Raw genomic sequence first — 25706 nt, forward strand, 5'->3', positions numbered from 1 at the left:
GATACCATGAACACCGTCCTCTACATCGCCAGCCGCTCCGACATCGCCGGCGGGGAAATCTATTTAAGGGATGTTTTCCAGCACCTGGATCGCTCCCGCTTCCGCCCCCTGGTGGTCCTGCCCGGCGACGGCGCGTTTCGCAACCTTCTCGACGAGATGGGCGTTGAATGGGTAATCCAGGCAGTCAATTACGGCTGGCTCAAGCCCCCCCTGCCCTGGTACTCCTTTCTGGCGGAATTGCCCCAACGGGTGCGCAACCTGGTCCGCCTGATCGAGGAAAACCAGGTTGCGCTCGTCCACACCAATTCCAACCAAATCCTGGAAGGCGCCTTGGCGGCCAAACTGGCCGGCGTCCATCACCTCATCGTGGTGCACATCCCCTTCCAGAGCAATCTCCCCATCTACCAGCGTTTCCCTTTGAATCCTCACAGCTTCGCCGAACTGATCGGCGATCTTTCCAGCCGTATCATCGCCGTGGCCGAACCGGTCGCCCGCTCGCTCTCCCCGCCCATTCCGCGGGAGAAAATCCGGGTCATTCACAATGGGATCGAGCTGGAACGTTTTCAAACCTTGCGCCAATTTGAACAGCCGAGTATCCGGCAGGAACTTGGCATACCACAGAATGCCCCCCTGATCACTGGCGTCGGCCGCCTCCACCCGGACAAGGGGTTTGAATATTTTGTGGAGGCTGCCGGGAAAGTGGCCCGGGAATTCCCCGAAGCCCATTTCGCCATCGTGGGGAGCGCAGATTCTTCAGATTATCAGGCCAGGCTGAAAGCCCGGGTTCAGGCGTTGGGGATCGATCGGTGCTTTCATTTTTTGGGCTTTCGCCAGGACATCCCCACCATCCTTACCCAGTCGGACGTTTTCCTGTTGACCTCGCGCACGGAAGGCGGGCCCTATGTGTTGATCGAGGCGATGGCCTGCGGTTGTGCGTGCGTGGCCAGCCGCTGCGGCGGATTCGTCGAGTACGTCATTCGCCCCGGCCACACAGGCTTCTTGGTGGAGTACGGCGATCCCGAATCGGCAGCGGATGCGCTACGGGAATTGCTGCGAAACCCTGGACTGAGACAGCAAATCGCAAAGCAAGGACGGGAATTCGTATTGACCTGCGGCGAGTTCGACGTGCGCCATTCGGTGCAAAAATTGATGGACGTGTATGAAGACGTCCTCTCCCTCCCCTCTCCCGCTGCTGGAAGCTATGCGGTGGATCTGCTACTTCAAGGAGCCATAGAAATCGGTTATCTGGGTCAAAAAATCACCGCCATGGAAGAGCGGCTGACAAAGGCAGAAAGGGTCGCCGCCCTGATGCTGGAAAATCCGCTCGTCAAGGCCGCCCGCACGCTCAAAAGCAAGTTGACCTCATGATCCCCCCACCTCCACCAGACACCTCGCAAAGCGGCGCAGATCGTTGAGGCGGTGTTCCAGGATCGAACGCAGGATTTGGACATCCAGTTCCTGGTAGGCATGGACGGCGATGTTGCGGAATCCGACCATCTTTTTGAGCGCCTCGGCGAGATCGCGAGGAATCACTCCAACCTGCGCCAGCAGGGTGAAGGCCTCGCGGCCCGACTGGGGAATCCCGAGGCGGCGGACGCGCACCAAGTGCATGGCGGCATCGATGGCCGCCTCGCAGGCGCGTTGCAAATTTAAAACGATGGCGTCCTGGCGAGTGAAATTCGTTTCCAGCTCGTCTTCGTGGCCCCGGTATTCCTCTTCGATTCGCTTCAGGCAGCGTTCGATGATCGCCGCCTTGTTAAGTAGCACGTCATCCATAAACACTGCCTCGTTGACGGATGTCCTGCAAAATTCCGGCGCGGCGCTCGTTGAGGTCCACGTAGTCGGAAAACACGTGGGTCTCGAACAGTTCGCAGGCGAAGCGGTCGCGGCAATAAAGTCGCCTGCCGCTGGAGATCACCTGCATCGCAAGCACCGTCGGTGCCCGTCTCAGATCCACCAGGTCCACGTCCCGCCCGCCAAGGTCCATCAGCTCCAGGGCCAGTTCCCGCAACCTATCTTCCGGCAGCGGGCGGCAGGTCAAGACGGCCAGGTCGATGTCGCTGTCCGGCCGCACGTCTCCGCTGGCGAAGGAACCGTACAGCCACACCCCAAGCAGTTCCTCGCCCAGCTTCCGGATCAGATGGTCCAGCAAGCGGTCGATGACGGTTTGAGAACCTGCTTTAGGTTGCAAAGTCATAAGAGCAACACCGGTATCGAAAAGTGATTTGCCGCTTGCGCCATAGCTTTATCTGCGGTCACCAACTCCGCCCCGGCCAACGCTACAGCGGCCAGGTGCAAAGCATCCAGCGTTCTTAAGGGAGTGTCGCAGCCCAACAGCCAGTCCCGAGCCAGATGGTAGTGCTCCCGGTGTAGGTCCAACACATAATAACAACCACGACGCCCATCTTCCTGAAAAGCGGCCTGAATCAGATTGGCATCCGAAGCGTCCAATTCGCTCATCCGGACCAGCCGGGCCAGCACCGAGGCAAACTCAGTCTCGGTCAGTGTACTGATCAGCACCTGGCTTTCAGTTTGGATGAGCAGCGCCTGAACCTGATCGCTCAACGGTTCCGGTCGATAATAGGGAATCAATGCGCTGGTATCGAAATACCGCGTCAATCCTGCTCCTCCCGCATCTGCCTGACTATTTCAGCCGAGACAGTCCGCGCTGGCCTGAAGCGGTTACGAAACTGGCGCCGGTCAGGGAATACGGGCCTTTCTGTGGCTCGTATCAGTTTGGCTACCGGTTTGTCCCGTCGGCAAATGATGATCTCCTCTCCGGCAATCACTGCATCGATCAATTTTCGCAGTTGATCCCTCGCTTCAGTGATATTGACAGCACGCATGGATGATTCTGCTCGTTAATGTACAGGCTCATTGTACAAGACGCGGTTCTGCCGGCAAAGAAACCCTATAGTCGCTCAGCTTGCGGGTCAGCTGTGCGATGACGGTTTGCACAAAAAGCCCAAGTTGCCAGATTTTGGCCTAAACTATAAGCGTTTGCCAAACATAACGCCACCATGCCAGCCGCAAAGCTTCCTTTAGACCCCCGCGATGCCGCGGCGATTCAGCGGCTGCTTCAGCCTTGGCTTGAGCGTTTTAAGGCCCAGCTCATCCTGTTCGGCTCCCGCGCCCGCGGCGATTTCTGTCCGGCCTCGGACATCGATGTCGCTATCAAAGCAGAAAGCCCCCTTCCCCCCTGGCTGCTGGCCGAGATGCGCGAGCTTATGGAGAACTCGCCTCTGCCCTTTAAGGTCGACCTGATCGACTATGCCCGCGCCCCCGAAGATTTAAAGCGCGCCATCGACGCGGAGGGCATTCCGTGGCCGATTTAAAAAGACGTCTGGAGACCGCCCATAGGGCGCTGGAGACTTTTGAGGAACTGGCGCTCGTTGCCGACCCAATCGTTCGGGACGCCGCCATCCAACGCTTTGAATACACGTTCGAAGCCGTCTGGAAAGCCGCCCAGGCCGTGCTCCGGGAACGTTACGGCGTAGCCCTGGCTTCACCCAAACCCGTCATTCGCGCCTGTCTGGAAAACGGCCTGCTGAACGAAGAGGAAGCCCACCTGGCGCTGGCCATGGTCGATCACCGCAATCTCACCGCCCACACCTATAACGTGGCCTTGGCAGAAGAAATCTTCGCCGCCCTGCCGGCGTACCGAAAGCTTTTGCGTGCCTTAAGCCGCCTTCAAACATGAGCACGACCAAGACCTTGCAGACCCTGCGCCTCGCCGACGCTGCTCGGGAGCTCGTCCCTTCCCTAGACGCGGAGCAATTGATCGACCGGCTGGGGGAAGCCGAATGCCGTTTTCTGCGCTTTCGGGGGCCGGCTGACCACCTCCTGCCCGGCGTCTCCCGGATACGAGCTTGCCCGGCCGGAGGCTGGCTGCTGGAAGGAAAAGAAAACTTCTGGGTTCCCCGCTTGCCGATGGCAAGAAGGCTGGATTCCCAAGGGCACGTCTTGGAAGAGACCGCCGCCCCCCTTTCCGGCTTGGCGCTGGACGATTCGGGGCTGACCCTGTCCCTTGCGCCGCCCGAAGATTTTGTGACCGATCTGATAATCTGGCGGCTGACGCCGAGGCTGCATCAGGAGCTGACCGATCTCACTCCCATCGAGACCCAGGCCTATTTCCTGTGGGGATCGCACACTCAATACCGCAAACCCGCCGACCTTTACCTGCACCTCATCCACGGCTTTGTGTACGAAAACCGCGCCAGCTGGCCCAAATACTGGAAGATCTGCTCGGAAAACGACGCCCACGCCCTGTACGTCTTGTTTTCTGGCCTAGAGCGGGCCACCGGCAAAACCCTCTATCGCCTGTTCAAACGGCAATTGATCCTGTCGGTGCTGAGCCGCCAAGCCGAAGACGGCGGGTTTTACCACGGCGAGTGGACCGATGCCATGGAGTCGCATTTCCGCCTTCACACCAGCGCTCTCCATCTACTGCTGGACGCCTACGAGGAAAAACTCGATGCCTCCATCGCCACGGCCTTAGAACGCGGCGTCGAGTTTCTGCTCCGGCACGCCGAGCGCCTCGAGAGCGGCCTGTGGTTCCTGCACGATTCCCTGGAGCTGACGGCGGAATCGATGCGCCAAAGCCCGTTCCAGTGGCTTCCCTGCCGGGCCTTTGGCAAATCTGCAAGCAACATGTTGGTGCTTAACACGCACCTTGACACCACGGTCGCCGTGGACCGGGGAGCAAGACAGCTAGAGAAATCCGCCTGGCAGAAGGCGGTAAACGAGGCCAACCGGACCACGGAAACGATCCTTGCGGCCACTCCGGCCACCTGGCTGTACCGCCTGGTCTTTGGCCCGATCGCCCTAAGCTTTCTGCCCAGCGAGCGCGCCGCCGCCCTCCCAATTTGGCAAAGAGCCTTAAAGCGGCTGGGTTGGAAATACCTGATCCCTTATTTTCACCATTTAAAATGCCGCTTTCCCCGCCTGGTGATGCCGGGCGGCTATCTTGACCGCGCCTTGTGCCTCAAGGGGATTTCCACCGCCTACCAGGCCATCAACGTCATGGATCTGGTCAGGCTCCAAGCGCGCTTTCCGCAATTGAAGCTGCGCCCCTACATCGACGACGCTGTGGCATTCACCTACCGCAGCGGCCTGTGGCAACGCTGGGCCGAGGACGAAAGAACCCGCTACGCTTACGGCTTCTGGGCCGAGGCCCTGCACCGCCTGTGTCTGCTCGATCCCGATCCGGCGCTGCGGAGCCGGCTGGCCGGGACGATGGCGAAACTGGAAGAACTGGGGCTAGGGCAGCCGCCCGGGCTTCTGGGGGGAGACTGGGAGCGGGGCATTGCCGGCTCTCCGCAACGGGATCTGCACAAACTCTTACCTGGCGTCCGCATCGCCGATCTTTCCACACCCGCCGGGGCGGAGTACCTGCTGTTGGGAACGGGTAAAGGCCCGGTGCGTTTGGACACCGGAGCACTGGGGACGGGGCTGAACTGGACCGATCCTGAAGGCAGGCCCATGGGCCCCGAGCTTTCCCTGCAACCCGGCCAGTGGGCGGTAGGACGGTGACCCTGCCCCACGTCGGCATCGTCTCCCCGGAATTCCCCCCGGACATCGGCGGGGTGGAAAGCTACGCCTTAGGCTACGCTCAAGCCTTGGCCGACTTGGGGTATCCGGTCACCGTGTTCACCCGCCCTCACCCCCAGGGGGAAATCGAGCTTGCCGGCGTTGCCATCCGCCCGGCCCTGAAGCTGCGCCGGGGGCTGGACCGGAAGCTCTTGGAGGCGCCGGAGATCGACGCCTGGCATGTCATGAACGCCGCCTACGCCTGGATCGCTGAGGAAACCGACCAACCCGTGGTGGCTTCTGTCCACGGCAACGACTTTCTGCGCGCCTATTTTCCCACCACCGCCCCGGCCCTGTACCGTTTCGGTCCCCTGTGGCGCTTCGAGGGTACATTGCGCGCTCTAGAACGGCTCTGGCGCACGCATACGACCCGGCAAATCCGCGCCTGGCTGCCCAAGACCACCGCCGTCCTTACCAACAGCCGCTACACCGAGCAGGTGCTGCTCGAAAAAATCCCAGCCTGCGCGGGCAAAACCATCCCGGCTTGGGTGGGGGTCGATCCGTTTTTTCTAGAGCCGCCTTTGCCTGCGGAAGAACGGCACCGTCCGGCGCGCCTGGTCACGGTCGCCCGGCTGTCCGAACCGCGCAAGAACGTCCCTCGGGTCCTGGAAGCCTTGGCCCGGTTGCGGGAGCGTCACGACTTCCGTTACCTCGTCGTCGGCGAAGGCAGCCAGCGCCCGGACCTGGAGCGCCTGACGCGCCGGCTGGGGCTGGCGGATCGGGTCCGGTTTGCCGGCAGCCTGGACCGACACGCGTTGCGCAAGGTATTGCTGGATTCGGACCTGTTCGTCCTTACCCCTTCGGTCCTACCCCACAGCCACGAAGGCTTCGGTCTGGTGTATCTGGAGGCGGCCGCCTGCGGGGTGCCGTCCCTGGCCGCCCGCCTGGCTGGGGCCGCCGAGGCAGTGGCGGAAGGAGAAAGCGGCTTTTTCGTCGAGAAGCCGGAAACGGAGGCGATCGCCTCTGCCCTCGGCGCTTTCCTGGAAGGTAAGATCCGCTTCTCCCGCCAGCGCTGCCGGGAATTCGCCAAGCGCTTTACCTGGGAGCAGGTTGTACGGAAGGCGCTTCCCTTCTATGCTGGATGATAGACAATTGCAGGCTGAAGCTGCTGAAGAGAGACACCGATGAGATTGAAGCTCGTAATCCACAAAGCGGAGGAGGGCGGTTACAAAAGCACTTGATGAGGCTTGCAGATATCGATGAGTCAGAACTCTGACCCTCAAATCTCCGTCATCATGCCCTGCCACAACGCCGCCGCCTACGTGGCGGAGGCGATCGGCAGCGTGCGCACGCAAACGTTCCAGGATTGGGAACTGATCGTGGTCGATGACGGCTCCAGCGACGCCAGCGCCGAGATCGTCACCCGGCTGGCCCAAGAAGACGGGCGGATCCGCCTGCTGCGCCAGGAAAACCAAGGTCCCTACCCGGCCCGCAATCTGGGTCTGCGCCACGCCCGGGGAGAATACGTCGCCTTTCTTGATGCCGACGACTGGTGGGACCCGACCTTCCTCGAAAAAATGCACCGAGCGTTCCTCCAAAACCAAGCCGATTTGGCTTATTGCGGCTGGCAGAACGTGGCCGAAAACGGCCCAAGCCGCCCTCCTTACGTGCCGCCGGATTACCTGCAAGAGCGCGATTTCTGGCAGCGCTTGCTCTACTCTTGCCCTTGGCCCATCCATGCGGCCTTGACCAAGCGCGCGGCGATCGAGGCGGTAGGAGGCTTTGCCACGTATGCTTTTACCAGCATGGACTACGACCTCTGGCTCAAGATCGCCGCCCATACCCGAAAGTGGGCGCGCGTGCCAGAAGTCCTGGCCTATTATCGCTGGCACGAGCTTGGCCAGATTTCAGCCATCCGGTGGCGGCAGGTCTTGAACGCGTACGAAGTGCGGCGAAGGTTTGCAAAAGCGCATCCCGAGTTCTACCGCCGTCTCGATCCCAAAGACCTTCGCCGGCTGCTCGCCAAGCCTTTGCTTCAGAGCGCCTACCAAGCGCTCTGGAGGCGCGAACTTGACTCCGCGCACCGCCTGTTTCGCCGGGCCTTGTTTCAAGGCGGCTGGGGGTTTAAGGACCTAAAATACCTTCTGGCAAGCCTGTTGCCTTTTTCTTGGTACCGGAGGATGGTGGCATGAGGCGCTTTTTGATCCTCATGTATCACATGATCCGCGTGCCCAAGACGCCGGAAGAGGCGCGCTACGCCTGCCCGCCCGCGCGCTTTTATCGCCACCTTGCCTGGCTCAAAAAGCACCGCCCTTTGGTCTCGCTCGACCAGATCGAAGCGGCGTTGGCCGAACAAAGCGCGCTGCCTGAAGGCGCCGTCGCCGTGACTTTGGACGACGGCCACGCCGACAACTATCAAAACGCCTTTCCCATCCTGCGGGAGCTTCAGGTTCCGGCCACGATTTTCTTGACCACCGGATACCTTGGCCGAACCAACTTGTGGATGGCGCGCTCGGGCTTCCCACCCAGCCCGATGCTGAGCTGGGAGCAAGTCGAAGAAATGCACCGCTACGGCATCGCTTTCGGCGCCCACACCGTCACCCATCCGCGCCTGCCCGAGCTTGCCCCTGAAGCCGCCAAAGCGGAAATCCTCGCCTCCAAACGCGCCATCGAGGAGCGCTTAGGAAGCTGCCGCTATTTCGCTTATCCCTACGGCCTGTTCGACCCGGCCTGCCGGGACTGGGTTAAGGAAGCGGGCTTTGCTTTGGCCTGCTCCACGCGCTCAGGTTTCAACCATTTGGGACGCGATCCTTTGGCCTTGCACCGCATCGAGGTGCGCGGCGACGACGCTTTGTGGCAGCTCAAGCAAAAGCTTAAATTCGGCACCAATCAAGCCAGCCTTGCGCTTCCCTTGCGCTATTATGCTCATAGGCTCAAAGAAAAATTGCGCGCATGGACATCTCGGTAATCGTTTGCACCTACAACCGCTGCCACAACCTGCCCGAATGCCTGGCCGCCCTGGAACGCCAGGAGGGCGTCCAGGACCTTGCCTGGGAGGTGATCTTAGTCGACAACAACTCGAGCGATCAAACGCGCAGCTTCGCCCAAGATTACCTAAGGCGCGCGCCTTTTAACTTCCGCTACGCCTTTTGCCCTGCGCAAGGCCTCTCGCACGCGCGCAACTTCGGCATCGATCAGGCCCAAGGGCGCTATTTGGCCTTCATCGACGACGACATCCGCGCCGCTCCCGGTTGGCTGGCGGCGATCGTAGCCACGTTTCGCGCGCACGCTTGCGATGCCGTCGGCGGCCGAATCCACCTTGAGGTGCCGCTCGCCAGCCTTCCCAAGTGGATTCGGCCGGAGATGTACGGCTTTTTGGGCTACCGCGATTTTGGCGAAGAAGCTTACGCCCTCGATGGCTTTAAGGAATTTCCCTTTGGCGGCAACATGGCCATCGCCAAATCGGTCTTTGCCCGCGTTGGCCTATTTAATCCGAATTTGGGGCGCAAAGGCGAAGGCAAGCGCAAAGACGAGCTGTTCAAAGGCGAGGAGACCGAGTTTTTTCACCGCCTGGCCAGCGCGGGCGGCCGCATTTGGTACCAGCCAAACGCTTTGGTTTACCATAAGGTCCTGCCGCAGCAGATCACCAAGCGCTATTTTTTGATTTTGCACCACAACGCCGGCATTCAGACGGCGCGTTTGGACGCGCAAAGCTATGCGCGCACCCTTTGGGGCGTGCCGCGCTTTGTTTACTTTCTTTGGCTTAAAGCGCTCGGTCGCTATCTTTGGCAAACCCTCCGGCATGGGCCCGACTTTAGCTTTCGCCAGCTGATGAACGTGGCCTATTTCACCGGCATGATCCAGGAGTACCGCCGCCGTGGCTGAGCCGTTTTTCATCGTCGGCGCCCCGCGCTCGGGCACCACGCTTTTGCAATACATGCTGCGCTCGCACCCCAACCTGTCGCTGCCCACGGGCGAATCGCACTTTTTTGTGCCGCTGTATCAGAAGCGCGCGAGCTTTGGCGACTTGAGCCGCAAAGACAACCTGCGGCGCGTGCTCGAGGCGATGTACGCTCAAAGCGCCAATTTTCTAGAAACCGACCTTCACGGCTTGCGCTTTGATCTAGAGCGCCTGACCGAAGGCTTGCACCGCGCCGGCTGCACCACAATTCCTGCGATCCTCGCTTACCTGTACGAGCAAAACGCCCAAGGCGAAGGCAAGCGCCGTTGGGGCGAAAAGACCCCTTACTACGTGCTGCACATGCCTTTGCTGCTGGAGATGTTCCCTGCGGCCAAATTCATCCACCTGATCCGCGACGGGCGCGACGTATTGTTGTCCCTCTACGGCCGGCAAAAGGATTTCGGCGTCTACAACAGTTATTTCGGCGCCAAATACTGGGAACACTACGTGGCCACCGGCCAACACGTAGGCAAACGTTTGGGTCCAGAAAGATACCTGGAAGTTCGCTACGAAGACCTAGTAAGCGCCCCGGAGGCCACCGTGCGCCACATCTTGGGCTTTTTGGGCGAGCCTTTCGACGCGGCGGTCATCCGGTTCAAAAAATCGGGCGAACCCGGGAAAACGCCGCTGCTGCAACAAGACCTGCGGCCGGACAACCTCTACAAATGGAAGACGCGCCTGTCTTACCTTGAGCGGCGCATCTTCGAAGGGGCGGTTGGGACCTTGCTGTACGTCAACGGCTACGAGCTCAGCACCCCGGCGCGCCCTTTGCCGGCCTTCTTGCGCGTTGGTTTTCGCCTGCACAACGCCTTTAAAACATGGCGCAGCTGACCCTCCTCATCTGCACCCACAATCGCGCCGCCCTCCTCGCCCGCACCCTGGAGCACCTGGCGCGGGCGCGCTACCCCGAACGGGCGGAAATCTTGGTGGTCGCCAACGCCTGCTGCGACGCCACCGATCAAGCGGTCGAGAAAGCGCGCGCGCTAAGCCCGGTGCCCATCCGCCTCGCACACGAGCCGACCCCGGGCAAATCTTACGCGCTCAACACGGGCCTTAAAGCGATCGATTCGCCGCTGATTGCCTTCGTCGACGACGACCACCGGGTCGATCCAAACTACCCGAGGGCGGTGGCCGAGGCTTTCGAGCAATTTCCCGACGCTGGCCTCATCTGCGGTCGGATCCTGCCCGACTGGACGGGGGAGGAGCCCGCCTGGGTGCACAACGAGACCTTCTTCCCCATCCAGCCGCTGCCGGTGCCGCGTTACGATCAGGGCCAAGCAGGGCGCTGGATCGACTTTCAGGGCCCTCTGCCCGGCGGCGGCAATCTGGCGATCCGCAAGGCCGTCTTCGACCGTCTGGGCGGCTTTTCCGTGGAGCTTGGGCCCAAGGGCCACGATTTGGGCGGCAGCGAAGACAGCGAATTCGTGCTCAGGGCGCTCCAAGCCGGCTTTTCAATCCGCTACGTCCCGACCATGGTGCAATACCACTACGTGGACCTTGACCGCCTCAAGCTTTGGTATCTCATGAAAAAGGCCTACAAGCGCTCGAAGACCGTGGTGCGCTACCGCAAACAAGACCGCTTTGCGCCGCGCTATCTTTACCGTAAGGTGGCCGAACACGGCCTCAAAGCGCTGTTTTCGCTTTACTGGCCGGAGAAGCGCTACTGGCTGGTGCGCACGGCCGCCGCCCTGGGTGAACTGAGCGCTTATTTGCCATGATCTTGGTTTTGGGCAAAGCTTGGCTGGTCGATGCGGCATTGGGTCTGGCGGGAGCGTTGGCGCTGCTTTTGCTTTCGGCGCTGAATTTTAGCCGCACCGGTCCCCAAATACGCGCCGAAATCGCCCGCCACTTTCGCCTCTATACCGCCTATTGCCTGCTGCGCCAGACTTTGTGGGCTTTTTTGATCCTGTTTTGGCTCTCTGGCTTTGGGCAACTCCTTTACCTTTCCTGGGTTTTTGCCGGGAAACTGCCGCTTTCCCTGGCGGGGTTGGCCCTGGCGGGCGCTTTAGCCATCGCTGCCTTGGTGGGGCTGCAGTTCTCGCGCCAGCTGCTGCACTTTCCGGCCAGCCTGATGATGTCCTTCCCTTACGCCATCCGCAGGCTCTATCCCTTCTGGCGCATCTTGACCGTCACCCGCCTGCGCTGGCTGATGGTGCTTGGCGCGGCCGGCTATCTCGGGGCGCTGGGGAACGGCCTTGCCGCGAGCCCGCAACCTGCGCGCTTTTATCTGCTCGCAACGCTTGGCTTCTGGACCCTACCCTGGCTGTTTGCGGCGCTCGAGCTTCCCCCTTTCCCGCGCCGCAACCGCAAGGTCGCTTCCCGCCCCAATCTGCTCCTGATCGGCTGCGACACGCTGCGCGCCGACCGGCTGCTCAACTATCCGCGCGAGGTGGCGCCGTTCTTAAAAACGCTTGCCGCCCAAGGCACTTTGTTCACCCGCTGCTACACCCCGATCGCCCGCACCGCGCCCAGCCTGGCCACCTTCCTGACTGGCACCGACCCGGACACCCATGGGGTCTTCGACAACTACATGGACTTGTCCTGGGCCAAGCTCAAGGTCCAAGCCCTCCCTGAGGTTTTAGAGAACTTTGGCTATCCCACCGAAGCGATCTCGGACTGGTCGGGCAGTGACCTGGGCAAGTTCTCCTTCGGCTTCAAGCGCCTGTTTTTGCCCCCGGACCAGTGGAATTTCAAGTATTTGATCCGCCAGGGACCGAAAGAACTGCGCCTGTTCTTGAGCTTGTTCACCCACAACCGCTTCGGGCGGGTGTTTCTGCCGGAGCTGTATTTCCTCGCCGGGGTTCCCATGACTTCCGAACTCGGCCGCCTGGCCCGCCGGCGCCTTTCTGCCCTGGCCGGCCAACCGCCGTTCTGCCTGACGGTGTTCTTTGGCACCTGCCATCCGCCCTTCGGCAGCGAGTACCCTTACTATCGCCTGTACGCCGATCCCAATTACCGCGGGGACTCCTTGTTCGCCATGGCGCGCCTGACCGACCCATTCGAGATCCTCCGCAGTCAAAAGGAGCCGCGCGAGGCCTTCGATCTGGATCAGATCATCGCCCTGTACGACGGCTGCGTGCGCCGCTTTGACGACGAGGTGCGGGCGATCTGCCATCACCTAAAGCGCCTGGGGCTAGACCAAAACACCTTGGTGGTCGTCTTTTCCGACCACGGCATGGAGCTGTTTGAACACAGCACCTGGGGCCAGGGCAACAGCGCCATCGGCGAGCAGAGCAACCGCGTTCCGGTGCTGGTCTTCGACCCGCGCCTTCCCGGGCGCGGCCCGGTGCACGACCTCGTCCGCGCCGTAGACATCGCCCCCACTTTGCTCGAGCGCTTGCAAATCCCAATCCCTTCCAGCATGGAAGGGGTCTCGCTCGCCCCGTTCCTCGCCGGGGATCGTTTGCCAGAGCTCGTTGCCCGGTTCAAGACCGGCCTGTGGCTGACCCGCCCTCCCGGCCTCCCCCCCGAGCACCTGGGCTACCCCGAGATCGTCGACCTGCTCTACATCCCCGACAAAGCCACCGGCACGCTGGCGATCAAGCCCGAATACTTGGACCCAATCGAGCGCGCCCGGGACGTGGCCGTCTGCTGGCGCAACTTCAAGCTGGTGCGCCTGGCGCTCAATCCAAGGCCCAAGTATCTCCTATTCGACCTTTCGACCGATCCGAATTGCCACCACGACCTCAGCCGCCTCTACCCCGAAATCGTCGCTCAGCTGCGCCGCCATCTGGAGCCGCAAAGCGGTTCGGTCTGCGCGGCCACCCTCGACCAGGCGTAAATTGCGCGGACAAACTTGGCGGCTTGGCGCCCTGCCTCGGGCGGCGCTTTGGCCAAAGACACCAAGGCGGCGGCGACTTGGGCGACCGAATGGCCGTCCACGCGCACCCCGGTGATCCCCTCGTGCACCGCATCGCCGGTGCCGCCGTCTCTGCCCGCCACAGAGAGCTTGCCGCACGCTCCCGCCTCCAAAAACACCATGCCGAAGCCCTCGTTATCTCCCTCGATCTCGCGGTTGGGCATGGCGAACACGGCGCAGGCGTTGTACCAGCGCGGCAGCTCGTCCATGGGCACGTGGCCGAGGAAGTGGACGCGTTCCCTTACCCCCATCTCCAAGGCCAGAGCTTCTAAGGTTTCTCGGTCTTCGCCGACGCCGACGATGGCGTAATGGACGCCGGGGATCTCTTGCATCACTTGGGGCAAGGCCCGGATCACTTGATCAAAACCTTTGCGCCGCGACAATCTTCCTACCGACAGGATCAAGGGCGTATCGGGGGAAAGCCCTAAGCGTTCGAACAGGTCTTGGGTGGGAAGGCCCGGGCGGAAGCGCTCGGTGTCCACGCCGGGGGAGATCTTCACGATCCTTTCCTGCGGAACGCCGATTTTCCGCAGCTCCCGGAGGGTGAAGGCGCTGTTGGCGATGACGGCGCAGGCCTTCCGATAGACGAAGGCCATGGCGCGAAACTTTCCCGGCTGGCGCCAGGTGGTGATCTCCTCGCCGTGGGCATAGACGACCAGGGGCTTGCGCAAGAGGCGCGCGACCACCCAGCCGACCAGGCCTTCGGGCAGCACTCGGCCGGCGTGGATCGCGGCTACGGGATGGCGCCAGGCTAGGCGTAAGGCGGCGCCTAAAAATTTGACGTACATCGCCAAGGACTCGGGCCGGAGCCAGCGATAGCGCTTGAGTTCCAGGCGGTGGATGGTGTTGGGATGATCGCGGTCGTGAGCCTCGCAATCGGGCACGCGGGCGGTGAGGATGTGGATCTCCTTGCCGCCTAAACGGCGGTAGACTTCGTCGAACCATACCGCGGTGCCGCCTTTGGTCGGCAAAAACAGCTCGGTGATGACCAAAAGGCCCTGCCTTTTCTTCATCCCTTGAGGACCGAAGCGATGCGTTTTAAGTTGGGCAAAGACGGGGCTTCATACACAAGCGGCAGCACCGCCTGCAACGCTTCTCTCCTGCGGCCGGCGCGAAGCAGCGCGACCGCCAAATCGTAACGCGCCCGCGCCAGACCCCGCAAATAGCCGCTCCAGAGCGCCGGAGAAAGGCGGCGCTGGGCCTTTAGGGTCGATTTCAAGGACTTCCACGCCGCCACCGTCTGCTGCTGGGCGCGCAGCGGGTCGCGGCGGGTGGCGCTTTGGGGGTGGATCACGTAAGCCGCCACCGGCGCTTTGATCACCCCCGCAAAGCGGCTGACCGAGCACAGGCGGATCAAAAAGTGCACGTCCTCGCAGACCGCAAAGCCCTCGGGATAGCCGCCAAGGCGCAGGAAAGTCTCCCGGGGCAGGGTGAGCGTGTGGGTATCGCCGAAGTGGTCCTCGATGAAGTCGCCGAAATCCTGCGCCTGCATCCGCGCGACCGGCCCTGCTTCCTGCAGCAGGCGCCTTCCCAAGGTGGTGGACTCTAAAGAGCGGCGAAGCAGATTCCCGGCCTCGTCGCGGTAGTCGAAATCGGCGGTGACGAAATCCGCCTCGGGGAAACGCTCGATGGCCAAGGCGGCAAGCTCCAGGCGCCTGGGGTAGTAATAGTCGTCGGCGTCCAGAAAGGCGACCCAGGCGCTTTGCGCCGCCGCCACGCCCGCGTTGCGTGCCGCCGCCGCCCCGCGGTTTTGCTGACGCAGCACTCGAACCGGCGCCCCGTAGCCGGTGGCGATTTCGGCGCTGGCGTCGGTTGAGCCGTCATCGACCACAATGACCTCCCGGGGCGGCAGGGTCTGGGCGAGGATGGAATCGATGGCCCGCTTCAGGGTCCGCTCCCCGTTGTGGACGGCGATGACGACGGAGAAATCGATCGTGCTCATCCGCGCAGGCGCCTCCAGGCGGTTTGCAGCCGCGCCGACAAAGGCGCGGCCGTCGGCGCGTCCATCGCTAGCTGACGGGAAGAAAGGAACCGGACTTCGGGAAAGGATTCCAGAACCCCGCGCAGCAGCCGTTCCAAGGCGGCCAGCGAGTCCCCCAGGTTGCCGTCGAGGAAGTTGAAGCGATGGGTCTCAAGCAGCGCCGGCTCGCGCCGGGACCACTTGGATTCTATCTGCGCGAGCGTTTCTGCAGGATCGTGGCCCAGCGCCGGCTCGAAATAGACGTCGCGCACCAGGCATTTTAGGCCCGAGGCGAGGGTTTGGCCGTGACGGTAGGACCGATCCGCAGGCAGCAGCCTGCCCTGGGCGTCCCGACCCGGGAAGCGCCTGCCCGGGGTGATCAATACTTCCACGCCCGCCTCGGCGTAGGCGCGCTCGGCGTTTTCGTCCCAGACGAAGGTCGGCGGGACGACGACCTTGGGCGGGCGGCCAAAGCAGCGCGCGAAACACGCCGTCTCTTCGGCCACCGCCCGGCGGATCGCCTCCGCCGGCAAAGGTTTCGAAGGCAGGCCATGGGCGGCGTCGATCCAGCGGCTCTGCAGCCAGGCCGGAAGCTTCTCGGTGCGCCAGCCGTCCTCGGCCAGCCAACGTCGGACCGCCTCGTCCCGACGCCAGAAGGCCAGGAAGTTCTCCGGCCAGTAATGCGCCATTCCGTGGAGCTGCAGGGCGAACACCCCCGCGCGCTCCCCCTCAAGCAACGCCTTGACGATGGGGCGGTATGCCGGAGCGTCGAGCAGGCAAGCGCGATACTCCCCGGTGGCGGCGATCGCCGCAGGATCGGGAATCGAAAGCACGACTCCGATGGTCATCACCGCCGGGTTTCCCGCCAGGTCCCGGAACCGCAGAAGCCGCTCCCGCAGGGCCGCAAGCGCCAGGGCCTGATCTGCCGGCCCCGGCCCCCAGTCGTCGCTCTCGATGACCACCACCGGTCGCTCGAGCACCGGCGCGGTCAGACGCAAGAGGCGCTCCCGCATAGCTCCAGGTAAATCCGCTCCAGCTCGCGCACCGGCTGGGTGGTGAACTCGCGCACGACTTTCTCCCGCCCTGCCTCCCCCATCCGCCGCCGCAACTCTGGGTTTTCTATCAGCCGTTCCACCTTGGCGATCAGCCCTTCCAGATCGTCCCGCTCCACCAGAAAGCCGGTGACGCCGTCCTCGACGATCTCCGGGATACCGCCCACGCGCGTGGCGACCACCGGTTTGCGGCACGCGCCGGCTTCCAAGTTCACCAGACCAAACGGCTCGTCCCAACGCGAAGGCACCACCACCAAATCGGCGCTGTGGTAGACGTTCTCCACGTCGTCGCGGCGGCCTAAGTAGAGAATGCTGGGGGAGGAGGCGATCTCGGCCAAGAGCTCCTCCTGGCGGTAGGCGCCCGGCTCGTTCTTGCATTGGCCGGCGATCAAAAACCTAAGTCTAGGCTGCTTGGCGGCGAGCGTTTTGGCTAGGCGGAGGAAGAGGTCCACGCCCTTGATGGGCTTGATCTGACCGAGGAAGGCGACTACCAGCGCGTCCTGCGGGACGCCAAGCTCCGAGCGGATCGAACGCCCACGGTCAAAGCGGTCAAGCTCGATGGGATTGTAGACGACTTTCTTGGGCACCTCTTCGGGTTTGGAGTGTTGGGCAGTGTAGCGCGAATTGGCGACAATGAGGCGCGAGAGGCGCAAAAAAGGCCCTGGGTTTTTAAGCACCACGTGGTAGTGGGTAATGAGCGGGACCCTTACCAGCTTGGCGGCGAGCACCTCGGCTGGGCGCCAGAAGGCGTGGTTGGCGTGGATGAGGTCAAAACGCTCCGCTCTGAGCAAGCGCGCAAACCGCCAAATGGCTTTAAGATAGCGCAAAGGGTCGCCCGGCTCGGTAAACCCTCCCCAAAAACGGTAACGCACCCCCCATTCTTCCAGGCGGGGCACGATGGGCCCTGGGCGCGGCAACAGCACCCACGGCTCAAAGCGGCTTTTGTCCAGATGCTTGAGGTTGGTAAACAGCACCCGGCTCGCCCCGCCCCAGTCGCCGGAGCTTTCGGAGAGATACAGGACCTTGATTTTAGCCATAGCCCATCTCCCGCGCGACCTCGGCCACGCGCGGCAGGACGCGCTCGATCTTTTCGCGGTTGGCGGTTGCCTTCCACTTGTCCTGGCCGATGGCCGAAAACGCGTTGTAGGGATGCTCTAGCACGTGCGCGCAATGGCGACGCAAGGGCTCGTCGAAAGGAACCTCGACCGCCGCAAAGACCCGGGCAAAGCCCGCCACCGGATCGGTAAGGAGCTCCTCGTAGAACACCTCGCACCAGCGCTCCTTCGCGATTTGGGATTTGGCCTCCAGGAGGGCGGCGTTGATAGCCCGGTACTGCAACGCGCATACCTCTTCGATCGAGGCGTTCAGGTACTCGCGCCAGCCCGGCGGCAAGAAGAAACACCAGCGCCGGAAGCGGCCGCCTTCGATGCTGACCGCCGCGGGAAGGTCTTTAGACCACAGGCCGAAGACCTCGGGCTTTTTCCAGCCCTCGATCAAGGAGTGGATGTTGTCGCCGGGATGGCGCTTGACGTAGACGAAAAAGGCGTCCGGGAACAGCCGATCAAGATACAAAACAGAAAAACCGTTTTGGTTGTTCTTGTCCACAAAGCGTCGTTTACCGGTGTGACCGTAAAACAGCTTTGCCGCCGCTTGGCGGTCTTTGAGGCAGGCCGCCTCCACCGGGATGGCGTGGCTGTCCCAGCCGCGCTCTGCGGGCGGATGTAGGCCCGCCCAGAAATCGTGGGTTTCTTTGTGCAGCGAGCCCAGGTGAGGGCTCTGCGATAAGGTTTTGTACACCAAGGTGGTGCCGGCGCGGCTGCAGCCGACCACAAACACCGGACGCTGGATGAGAGGACGCTTTAGATCGAACCACAGACCGCGAGCCAAACGCGCCAATTTGGCTTGATAAAACGCCGCCGTCTTATACACTTTCTCGCAAAGCTCTTGCATCGGGACTTATCCTATGTACGACATCGCCGGTTGGTTTGGCCCGCATCCTTCAAAGCATAGCCCAAATGCGCTCCTAAATGCTATGTTGGGCCGCCCCCAGGAAATTCAGATCCAATCCGATTGCGCCCTGGCTTCCGGTCAAGCCGGGCAGATTGCCACTTTCGGCCCGGTCAGCGTGCTCCTGTGCGGTCGGCCCACCTGGGCGGAGGCCGCCTTGGCCCAAGAGGCCGGCCGGCGCGGCGCGGCCGAGCTTTTGGCCCGCCTGTGGCAGAGCCATGGGCTTGCCGCTTTGGACCGGATCGGCGGCAGCTTCGCGCTGGCGCTTTACGACCGCGCTCGCAACGAAGGCCTGCTCGCCATCGATCGCATGGGGATATGCCCCTTGGCTTACGCCCAAGTCGCCGGCGGGTTGGTTTTTAGCACCGATCTTAGCGTTCTCTGTCGGCACCCGGCCGTTGGCCGCGAATTGGACCCGCTGGCTCTGTTTGCTTACCTGTACTTTCATACGATTCCGGCGCCTCTTTCGATCTACCGCAAAGCGCGCAAGCTCCTGCCCGCGCAGTGCCTGCATTGGCGCCAAGGAAACCCGGAATCAAGGTTTTATTGGCAGCCTGAGTTCACCGCCAGCGCAAAACCTGAAGCCGAACTTGCCCGCGAACTTCGCCAAGCGCTGGAGGAGGCGGTCGCAGGTTGCGTTACCGACCCCAAAGCCACCGGCGCGTTTTTAAGCGGGGGGCTAGACAGCAGCACCGTCGCCGGCTACTTAAAACGCCTCGCTCCGGACTCGGCCGCGGCCTTCTCGATCGGCTTTGCCGCCGAAGGTTACGACGAGATGGAATACGCTCGGGCCTGCGCGCGCCACTTTCAGTTTCCCCTGCACGAGTATTATCTTACTCCCGAAGACGTCATCGCCGCCGTCCCCAAGATCGCCGCCGCCTACGACGAGCCGTTCGGCAACGCCTCGGCAATTGCGGCTTATTACTGCGCCAAACTGGCGCGCGAGCACGGCAAGACCTGTCTTTTGGCCGGCGACGGGGGCGATGAGCTGTTTGCCGGCAACGCCCGCTACGCCAAACAAAAACTGTTCGCGCTGTATCAGCGCCTCCCGGCCGGGTTGCGGACGGCGCTGATCGAGCCTTTAGTCGCCGCCGGCGGCGTGCCGGGGCTTGCCAAAGTCAAAAGCTACGTGGAGCAGGCCAAGCTCCCCTTGCCCGAGCGCCTGGAGACCTACAACTTCCTCCACCGCACCCCGCTCTCGGATATCTTTGAAACGGATTTTTTAGCTTCCATCCCGACCGACTGGCCGATCGAGCACCTTAAGGAAATCTACCACCGCCCCAAGGCGTCCATGCTCCAACGCCTGCTTTACCTGGACTGGAAGCTCACCCTGGCCGACAACGACCTGCGCAAGGTCAACCGCACTTGCGCTCTGGCCGGAGTGGAAGCGCGCTACCCCATGCTGCAGGAGCCAGTAGTCGAACTGGCCATCCGCATCCCAGACCGCCTGCTCATGCGCGGCTTGGAGCTGCGCTCTTTCTACCGCCGCGCCTTTAAGGACTTCCTGGCCCCGCAAACCCTCGCCAAACCCAAACACGGCTTCGGCCTGCCGTTCGGGGTGTGGCTCCAATTCCACTCAGGGCTTCGCGAGCTGGCCTACTCCAGCCTCGACCAGCCGGCGCTTAGCGGCATCGTCCGCAAAGACTACCTCGCCGCGCTCAAACAAGCCCACTCAAACGCCCCTAGCTACTACGGGGTAATGATCTACGTCCTGATGATGTGGGCCCAATGGGCGCTCGCGCACCCAAGCGCCTGACGCCGTAAACCGGTATGGATTTGGCCGGCGCCAATTGCGCGGCCGGCTGTTCCTGTAAGGCCTTTTGGGCAAGGACCTTGGCCAGCACGATCAAGGCAAGCAGGTTGTAATAAAGATCGAAGTACGCCAGGCCCAAAAACGCCCCGGCGGCAAAATACCCCACCAAGCTGACCTGGAGCATGGAGGCCAAATCGTAAAGCCACTTTAAATCCTCGCGCGCTTTGGTCTGGCGCATCACCTGCCGACAGCTGCGCCAGGCGCTGTAGCCTATCGCCAAAAACAGCAAAAGCCCAACAAAGCCGTGCTCCCCTAGGACCTCGAAATAAATGCTGTGGGCGTCGTGGACGTTGCCAGGATCGGGCGCATACATGGCAAACGAGGGGGCTTTAAAACACTCAAACCCCCCGCCGAAAAACCGATCCTTGGCCAGGTAATAAGCCATCCACCAGGCGTTGATCCGGCCCATGGCCGACTCGTCTTGCTCGTAGGTTTTGATCGTCGCCATGCGCTGGTGCCAGGATTCGGGCATGAAGGCGTAGATCGCCGGCAAAGCGATCATAAGAACCAGCAACAACGCCCACTTCTTGCGGCTGTTCTTGACCAAAAACAAGGACATCGCCGCCAGCCCCAAAAAAGCTCCCCGCGACTGGGTGCCGACCACCGAGATCAGGCACAGAACCATGCCGATCAGGAGCAGGCGCTTGGCCCAGAACTTGTCGGTGGTCAGCTGGCAGTAGCGCAGCAAGGGAATGGTCATGATCAGCGCCAGGCCGATCTCGTTGTTGCCGCCGATGAAGGTTCCCGCCGGCCCGTAGACGGCATACGCCCCGCCGGTCAAAACGGTGAACACCCCGCCCTTGAAGCCGTAAAACCCGAGCGAGAGCGCGATCACCCACACCCAGGTCTGGATCCGCCAGCGGGTGGTCATGATCATCATGCTCACAAAGGTCATCAGCTGGATCTTCCAAACCTTGTTCCACTGTGCCCAGGCAAATTCCGGATATATGGCCAACAGCGTGGTTACAAACATCCAGCCGAGAAAGACGACCAGCAAGATCGTCTCGGCCGTCCACGGAATTTTCTTGGGCTCCTTGGAGATCAGCAGCGCAAACATCGTCGTCAACGCCACGATTTGGGCATAAGGGAAATCGTGGGCAAACTGCCAGGAGAGCTTGTGCGGGTTCATGTAGCCCAGCCAGGCCCACATCAGGATGCCGATTTCCGGCCGCTGCAAGATAAACGGCAGCGACCCGAACACGACCACGGTGACGAAAAGGTCTCGGAGTGGAACCCCCATCAGCCTCCTCCGGCAATCTCGCAAAACCGCGCGACCAAGGTATCGATCCGCCGCTCCCAGGCGTTCTCTCGAGCGTAGGCAAGAATCGCCGCACGATCGAAAGACCCTTCTAGGGCCTCGTCCAACGCGCGCTCTAAAGCGTCTGGAGCGCCAAAGGGCACGATCGTCCCCAGCTCCTTGCGGCACACCACCTCGCGGTTTCCGCCCACGTCGGTGGTCACCACCGGCAAGCCGCACGCCATCGCCTCCAGAAACACGTTCGCCCAGCCCTCGTTGGCGGTGGCCAGAACGAACACATCCGCCGCCGAGAGGGGAATTTTAAGCGCCTCGGGCGCCATAGGCCCCAAAAAGCGCACGTGCTCTGCAAGCCCCAGCCGGAGCACTTGCGCTTTAAGCTTTTCGCTCATATCCCCTTCCGGGCTGCCTCCCCCCACGATCAGGTAGATCAGGTGCGGATGGCGCGGCAAAAGCCTGGGTAAGATCTCGATCACCCGCTGCTGCCCCTTGCGCGGCACCAGCGCGCCGACGCTGACAAGCACCTTGGCGGTCTCGGGGATGCCGAGCTCAGATCGCGCCTGCCGCTTGGGCAGGGGATAAAACTTGGCCACATCGACGCCGTTGCCGACCACCTCGATCTTGGCGCCTGAGGCGCCCAAAGCGACGACGTGTCGTTTGAGCGATTCGGATACGGAAAATACCCAATCGGCTCCGGCAAGCGCCTCGAGGATCTTGCATCGCTGCGCCGGATCGCGGGACAAGGGCACCTCGGTGCCGCGCAAGGTGATGGTCACCGGCACCTTGAACCTTCGCCCGAGCTGCACCGCGGCGTAGCCGTCCGGATAGGCAAAATGCGCATCGATCAAGTCAAAGCCCACCTCGTCTTTGAGCCTCTCCAGCAACGCGCGGCAGCCTCGCGCCATCTGCGCCCCGTCCCAGCCTTTGAACAGGGCAGGAACGGAGAAAAACTTGGGATAGTACACCGGAACGCCGTCTTGGACCTCGCACGCGCTCGCCGGCAGGGGGCGAAAGTGCGGCCTGAAGGCGCGAATCCACCCTTGCCCTGGAAACCAGGGCTGCGGCGAGACCACCACCAGCGGCAAACGTTTGGCGACTCTAAACATGCGCTCGCGGATGAACAGACCCGCCTGCGGCCGGGCGGAAGACGGAAACAGGCTGCTTAAGACCAAAATCCTAGGCCGCGCGCGCATGGGCGAGCAATTTTTCGTAGATCGGCAGGTATCTGGCCACGCTCGCGCGCCAGCTGCGCTCTTGTTCGACGAAGCGGCGCGCCCTCGCGCGCAGGGCCGGCCACAGGTCGCGCGCTGCGAGCGCCTTTAACACGGCTTCGGCCAAGGCTGCCGCGTCGCCGGCGCGAAACAGGATCCCGGTCTCGCCGTCCCGGATCAGCTCCCGGTGGCCGCCCACGTCGGAGGCGATCACCAGCTTGCCCTGGGCCATCGCTTCTAAAGGTTTCAAGGGGGTGACCAGCTCGGTCAGGCGCATCGGCAGGCGAGGATAAACGAAGGCATCGACCAGGCGATAGTAACGCGGCACCTGATCGTGGGGGACGCGGCCGGTGAACACCACCGCTTCGGTCAACTGAAGGCGATAGCTAAGCGCTTTAAGTTCAGCTTCCTGCGGCCCGCCGCCGACCAAAAGCACTTTTACCTGCGGCCGCTGCGCGAGGATCGCAGGCAGCGCCAAAAGCAGCAAACCAAGCCCTTCATAAGCGTAAAAAGAACCGATGAAGCCCAATACGGTCTTGCCTTCTAAGCCCAATTTCCGGCCAAGCTCGAGGTCGGCCTCGCCGCCATAAGCGAATTCCTCCGCATTCACGCCGTTGGGGATCACCGTGACCTTGGCCTCGGCGATCCCGCGTCCGAGGATGTCGTTTTTCAGTCCCTGGCAGATGGTGGTCACCGCATCCGCCCGGCGGAACACGTAGGTCTCCAGCGCCCGCGTCAGGCGGTAGCGCAGGCTGCCTTCCGTGGTGGTGCCGTGGTCCACCGCCGCGTCCTCCCAGAACGCCCGGCATTCATAGACTACGGGCAGCCGGTGGCGGCGCGCGGCGCGCAGGGCCGCCAAGCCGTTGAGGGCCGGTGAATGCGCGTGAAGCACATCGGGCTTTAACTTAGGGATCAGCTCGTCCAGGCGCCGCTCCAAGGCCCAGACCACCGCCCAGGGGCCAAGCAGCCGACTCTCCCAGGCCGGCGGCGCCGGGGTGCGGTAAAACGCAAAACCGTCCACATTCTCCAACTCGGCAAAAGCGCCTCGATGCTTAGGCGAGGTCAGGTGGCAGGTTTCCAATCCCAAGCGCCCAAGCTCCTTCAAAATAGCGCAGGTGCGAAAAGTGTAGCCGCTGTGCAGCGGGAGGGAGTGATCGAGGACGTGGAGAATGCGCATCTAGTTTTGCCTTAGAAAAGCTTCCAACATCAACAGCGCCCAGATCGGCGCGCTAAAGTCGCGAAGGCCCAACTGGTGTTGCTCCACCAGGGTGCGGAGAAACGCGGGATTAAACCAGCCCGTATCCAGCATTCGCTCTCCCAACAGCGCCGCCCGCACCCGGTCGCGCAAGGGACCGCGAAACCAGGACGCCAAGGGCACAGCAAAGCCCATCTTGGGCCGATACAGCACGCGCTCTGGCAAATAAGGCTCCAAAGCCTTCTTGAACACGTACTTGCCCTCCCCGCCGCGGAGCTTGAGCTCCGGAGCCAGGCCGGCGACCCACTCGACCAGACCCGGGTCAAGGATGGGGACCCGAACCTCCAAAGAGTGCGCCATGCTGGCGCGGTCGACCTTGGTCAGAATATCGCCGGGCAAATAGGTCTTAAAGTCCAAGTACTGCACGCGCGAGAGCGGATGTGGCGGCGCCTTTTCTAGGTGGCGGTAAAACACCGAAACCGCCCGGTACCCGGCCAGCGCTTTCTTAAAACTTGCGCTGTAGAGCTTAGCGCGCAGCCCGTCGCCCAGCACCGCGACGCTGTGGAAATAACCCTCCACCGAATCGCGCGCCAAAGACTCCAAGGTCGACTTAGCGCGCAAGAACCTGGGGGCAAAATCGAGTTTAGGGTAAAGACGCCCTAACAGGCCAAACAGCGGGCGGCGCAAGGACAAAGGCAGCCAGGCGCGCAGGCGTTCCTCATAAAGATGCCAGCGATAGCGGCGATAGCCCGCAAAGTTTTCATCGCCGCCATCGCCGGAGAGCACGACTTTCACCTGCTGCCGCGCCAGCTCGCACACCCGATACGTCGGCAGCGCCGAGCTGTCGGCGTAAGGTTCATCGTACAGGCCAGAGAGGCGCTCGAGCAGGGAGAAATCGTCCGGGTCGACCTGATAAACGCATAGCCTGGCGCCGTAACGGCCAGCGACCTCCTTTGCGTACTCGGTCTCGTTGAAGGCCGGGTCGCCAAAAGCGATCGAGCAGGCCTCGACCGGACGATCCATCAGGCCCGCCATCATCGCCACCACCGCGCTCGAATCCACCCCGCCCGACAAGAACGCCCCTACCGGCACGTCGGCGACCAACTGCATCTTTACCGCTTGTTTCAGGTGGGCGATCAAGCCTTGGGCGGCTTCACGCGCGTCGCGCACGGTGGGGGCAAAGCGCACGTCCCAGTAACAGACCGGCTCTCCAAGCGGCTGACCGGGCCGCACCGTCAAAGTATGGCCGGGCGGCAGCTTGAAGGCGCCGCGGTAGATGGTCTTGGGGTCGGGAACGTAGCCAAACGCCAGATATTCCTCCACCGCCTCCAGGTCGAGGCGGCGGTCGAGTTTGGGGTGCTTTTTGAGCGCCTTGAGCTCGGAGGCAAACCCCAGCCAGCCGTCGGCAAAGGGCGCGTAGTAGAGCGGCTTGACTCCCAGAGGGTCGCGCGCCAGAAACAGCACTTTTTGCGCCTCGTCCCACAATCCAAACGCGAATATCCCGCGCAAACGCTTGACGCACGCCTCCCCCCAGGCCAGCCAGGCGTACAAGATCACCTCGGTATCGCCTTGGGTGCGAAAAAGATAGCCTTGCGCTTTAAGCTCGCGGCGAAGCTCCTTGAAGTTGTAAATCTCGCCGTTGTAAGTCACCGTCACCCGCCCGTCGGGCGTGGACATGGGCTGGGCGCTTCCGGCAAGGTCGATGATCGCCAGCCTGCGGTGCGCCAGCCCAAGGCCCGGGGCAAGATAGACGCCCTCCCCGTCGGGGCCGCGGTGGATTTGGGTTTGGTTCATTTGCTCCAACAGCTCCCGGTCGACCGGACGTTGGCTTTCAAGATCGATCAAGCCGACGATGCCGCACATA

At 62.3% G+C, this 25706-nt stretch carries 25 protein-coding genes; 12 read left to right on the plus strand and 13 right to left on the minus strand.

Translation table 11 applies throughout. From position 1 onward, the window contains the following. The first annotated feature begins 6 nt into the window (after positions 1–6). Positions 7–1368 carry a glycosyltransferase family 4 protein gene (locus tag ACYQ3M_RS01545; RefSeq protein WP_460034279.1) on the plus strand — a complete coding sequence of 454 codons (1362 nt, stop codon included), beginning with the start codon at positions 7–9 and terminating at the stop codon, positions 1366–1368. Here ACYQ3M_RS01545 and hepT read toward each other — a convergent pair. The 4 genes from hepT to ACYQ3M_RS01565 are packed head-to-tail and all read right to left on the minus strand — an operon-like array spanning position 1363 to position 2846. Further along, positions 1363–1776 carry a type VII toxin-antitoxin system HepT family RNase toxin gene (gene hepT, locus ACYQ3M_RS01550; protein ID WP_460034280.1) on the minus strand — a complete coding sequence of 138 codons (414 nt, stop codon included), beginning with the start codon at positions 1774–1776 and terminating at the stop codon, positions 1363–1365. The genes ACYQ3M_RS01545 and hepT overlap by 6 nt on opposite strands. Next, positions 1769–2197 carry a type VII toxin-antitoxin system MntA family adenylyltransferase antitoxin gene (gene mntA / locus ACYQ3M_RS01555; RefSeq protein WP_460034281.1) on the minus strand — a complete coding sequence of 143 codons (429 nt, stop codon included), beginning with the start codon at positions 2195–2197 and terminating at the stop codon, positions 1769–1771. The genes hepT and mntA overlap by 8 nt, the downstream gene beginning before the upstream one ends. Beyond that, positions 2194–2619, minus strand: a complete 426-nt coding sequence (locus ACYQ3M_RS01560; protein WP_460034282.1) for a type II toxin-antitoxin system VapC family toxin — start codon at positions 2617–2619, stop codon at positions 2194–2196. Before ACYQ3M_RS01560 ends, mntA begins: the two co-directional genes overlap by 4 nt. After that, positions 2616–2846, minus strand: coding sequence for a type II toxin-antitoxin system Phd/YefM family antitoxin (locus ACYQ3M_RS01565; protein WP_460034283.1), 231 nt, complete (start codon positions 2844–2846; stop codon positions 2616–2618). Before ACYQ3M_RS01565 ends, ACYQ3M_RS01560 begins: the two co-directional genes overlap by 4 nt. Positions 2847–3020: 174 nt before the next feature. Between ACYQ3M_RS01565 and ACYQ3M_RS01570 the strand changes: the two genes are divergently transcribed. The 10 genes from ACYQ3M_RS01570 to ACYQ3M_RS01615 all read left to right on the plus strand — a co-directional run bounded on the left by ACYQ3M_RS01570 (position 3021) and on the right by ACYQ3M_RS01615 (position 13271). Further along, positions 3021–3335 carry a nucleotidyltransferase family protein gene (locus ACYQ3M_RS01570; protein ID WP_460034284.1) on the plus strand — a complete coding sequence of 105 codons (315 nt, stop codon included), beginning with the start codon at positions 3021–3023 and terminating at the stop codon, positions 3333–3335. Beyond that, entirely contained in the window at positions 3323–3700 is a 378-nt protein-coding gene (locus tag ACYQ3M_RS01575) for an HI0074 family nucleotidyltransferase substrate-binding subunit (protein ID WP_460034285.1), read from the plus strand. The genes ACYQ3M_RS01570 and ACYQ3M_RS01575 overlap by 13 nt, the downstream gene beginning before the upstream one ends. Beyond that, positions 3697–5532, plus strand: coding sequence for a hypothetical protein (locus tag ACYQ3M_RS01580; protein WP_460034286.1), 1836 nt, complete (start codon positions 3697–3699; stop codon positions 5530–5532). The genes ACYQ3M_RS01575 and ACYQ3M_RS01580 overlap by 4 nt, the downstream gene beginning before the upstream one ends. After that, a complete protein-coding gene (locus tag ACYQ3M_RS01585; protein WP_460034287.1) occupies positions 5529–6674 on the plus strand; it encodes a glycosyltransferase family 4 protein in 1146 nt (381 codons plus the stop codon). Before ACYQ3M_RS01580 ends, ACYQ3M_RS01585 begins: the two co-directional genes overlap by 4 nt. Before the next feature lie 114 nt (positions 6675–6788). Continuing rightward, a complete protein-coding gene (locus tag ACYQ3M_RS01590; protein WP_460034288.1) occupies positions 6789–7721 on the plus strand; it encodes a glycosyltransferase family 2 protein in 933 nt (310 codons plus the stop codon). Further along, on the plus strand, positions 7718–8497 hold the full coding sequence (locus tag ACYQ3M_RS01595) for a polysaccharide deacetylase family protein (RefSeq protein ID WP_460034289.1): 780 nt from the start codon (positions 7718–7720) through the stop codon (positions 8495–8497). Before ACYQ3M_RS01590 ends, ACYQ3M_RS01595 begins: the two co-directional genes overlap by 4 nt. Beyond that, a complete protein-coding gene (locus ACYQ3M_RS01600) occupies positions 8482–9414 on the plus strand; it encodes a glycosyltransferase family 2 protein (RefSeq protein WP_460034290.1) in 933 nt (310 codons plus the stop codon). Before ACYQ3M_RS01595 ends, ACYQ3M_RS01600 begins: the two co-directional genes overlap by 16 nt. Further along, positions 9407–10321, plus strand: coding sequence for a sulfotransferase family protein (locus ACYQ3M_RS01605; protein WP_460034291.1), 915 nt, complete (start codon positions 9407–9409; stop codon positions 10319–10321). The genes ACYQ3M_RS01600 and ACYQ3M_RS01605 overlap by 8 nt, the downstream gene beginning before the upstream one ends. After that, positions 10309–11208 carry a glycosyltransferase family 2 protein gene (locus ACYQ3M_RS01610; RefSeq protein WP_460034292.1) on the plus strand — a complete coding sequence of 300 codons (900 nt, stop codon included), beginning with the start codon at positions 10309–10311 and terminating at the stop codon, positions 11206–11208. Before ACYQ3M_RS01605 ends, ACYQ3M_RS01610 begins: the two co-directional genes overlap by 13 nt. Next, positions 11205–13271, plus strand: a complete 2067-nt coding sequence (locus ACYQ3M_RS01615; protein WP_460034293.1) for a sulfatase family protein — start codon at positions 11205–11207, stop codon at positions 13269–13271. Before ACYQ3M_RS01610 ends, ACYQ3M_RS01615 begins: the two co-directional genes overlap by 4 nt. On the opposite strand, the gene ACYQ3M_RS01620 is transcribed toward ACYQ3M_RS01615, so the two are convergent. Genes ACYQ3M_RS01620 through ACYQ3M_RS01640 form a run of 5 tightly spaced genes read right to left on the minus strand, consistent with a single transcriptional unit; the run spans position 13205 to position 18311 of the window. Next, complete coding sequence (locus ACYQ3M_RS01620) at positions 13205–14362, minus strand: glycosyltransferase family 4 protein (RefSeq protein ID WP_460034294.1); 1158 nt, start codon at positions 14360–14362, stop codon at positions 13205–13207. The two genes, ACYQ3M_RS01615 and ACYQ3M_RS01620, sit on opposite strands and share 67 nt — an antisense overlap. Then, complete coding sequence (locus ACYQ3M_RS01625) at positions 14359–15291, minus strand: glycosyltransferase family 2 protein (RefSeq protein WP_460034295.1); 933 nt, start codon at positions 15289–15291, stop codon at positions 14359–14361. Before ACYQ3M_RS01625 ends, ACYQ3M_RS01620 begins: the two co-directional genes overlap by 4 nt. Further along, entirely contained in the window at positions 15288–16322 is a 1035-nt protein-coding gene (locus ACYQ3M_RS01630) for a hypothetical protein (protein WP_460034296.1), read from the minus strand. Before ACYQ3M_RS01630 ends, ACYQ3M_RS01625 begins: the two co-directional genes overlap by 4 nt. Next, complete coding sequence (locus ACYQ3M_RS01635; RefSeq protein WP_460034297.1) at positions 16298–17398, minus strand: glycosyltransferase family 4 protein; 1101 nt, start codon at positions 17396–17398, stop codon at positions 16298–16300. Before ACYQ3M_RS01635 ends, ACYQ3M_RS01630 begins: the two co-directional genes overlap by 25 nt. Next, positions 17391–18311, minus strand: coding sequence for a sulfotransferase family protein (locus ACYQ3M_RS01640; protein WP_460034298.1), 921 nt, complete (start codon positions 18309–18311; stop codon positions 17391–17393). The genes ACYQ3M_RS01635 and ACYQ3M_RS01640 overlap by 8 nt, the downstream gene beginning before the upstream one ends. Before the next feature lie 82 nt (positions 18312–18393). On the opposite strand from ACYQ3M_RS01640, the gene ACYQ3M_RS01645 reads away from it, so the two are divergent. Continuing rightward, the gene (locus ACYQ3M_RS01645; RefSeq protein ID WP_460034299.1) at positions 18394–20124 is read left to right on the plus strand and encodes an asparagine synthetase B family protein; all 1731 of its coding nucleotides are present in this window, start codon (positions 18394–18396) and stop codon (positions 20122–20124) included. Here the strand turns inward: ACYQ3M_RS01645 and ACYQ3M_RS01650 are convergent. Genes ACYQ3M_RS01650 through ACYQ3M_RS01665 form a run of 4 tightly spaced genes read right to left on the minus strand, consistent with a single transcriptional unit; the run spans position 20051 to position 25705 of the window. Continuing rightward, complete coding sequence (locus ACYQ3M_RS01650) at positions 20051–21421, minus strand: putative O-glycosylation ligase, exosortase A system-associated (RefSeq protein WP_460034300.1); 1371 nt, start codon at positions 21419–21421, stop codon at positions 20051–20053. The genes ACYQ3M_RS01645 and ACYQ3M_RS01650 overlap by 74 nt on opposite strands. After that, complete coding sequence (locus ACYQ3M_RS01655; RefSeq protein ID WP_460034301.1) at positions 21421–22629, minus strand: glycosyltransferase; 1209 nt, start codon at positions 22627–22629, stop codon at positions 21421–21423. Before ACYQ3M_RS01655 ends, ACYQ3M_RS01650 begins: the two co-directional genes overlap by 1 nt. Then, positions 22613–23824, minus strand: coding sequence for a TIGR04063 family PEP-CTERM/XrtA system glycosyltransferase (locus ACYQ3M_RS01660; RefSeq protein ID WP_460034302.1), 1212 nt, complete (start codon positions 23822–23824; stop codon positions 22613–22615). Before ACYQ3M_RS01660 ends, ACYQ3M_RS01655 begins: the two co-directional genes overlap by 17 nt. Then, positions 23825–25705, minus strand: coding sequence for an XrtA/PEP-CTERM system amidotransferase (locus ACYQ3M_RS01665; protein ID WP_460034303.1), 1881 nt, complete (start codon positions 25703–25705; stop codon positions 23825–23827). It lies immediately after the preceding gene. Position 25706: the final 1 nt, after the last annotated feature.

The sequence above is a fragment of the Methylothermus subterraneus genome, from assembly GCF_054656915.1.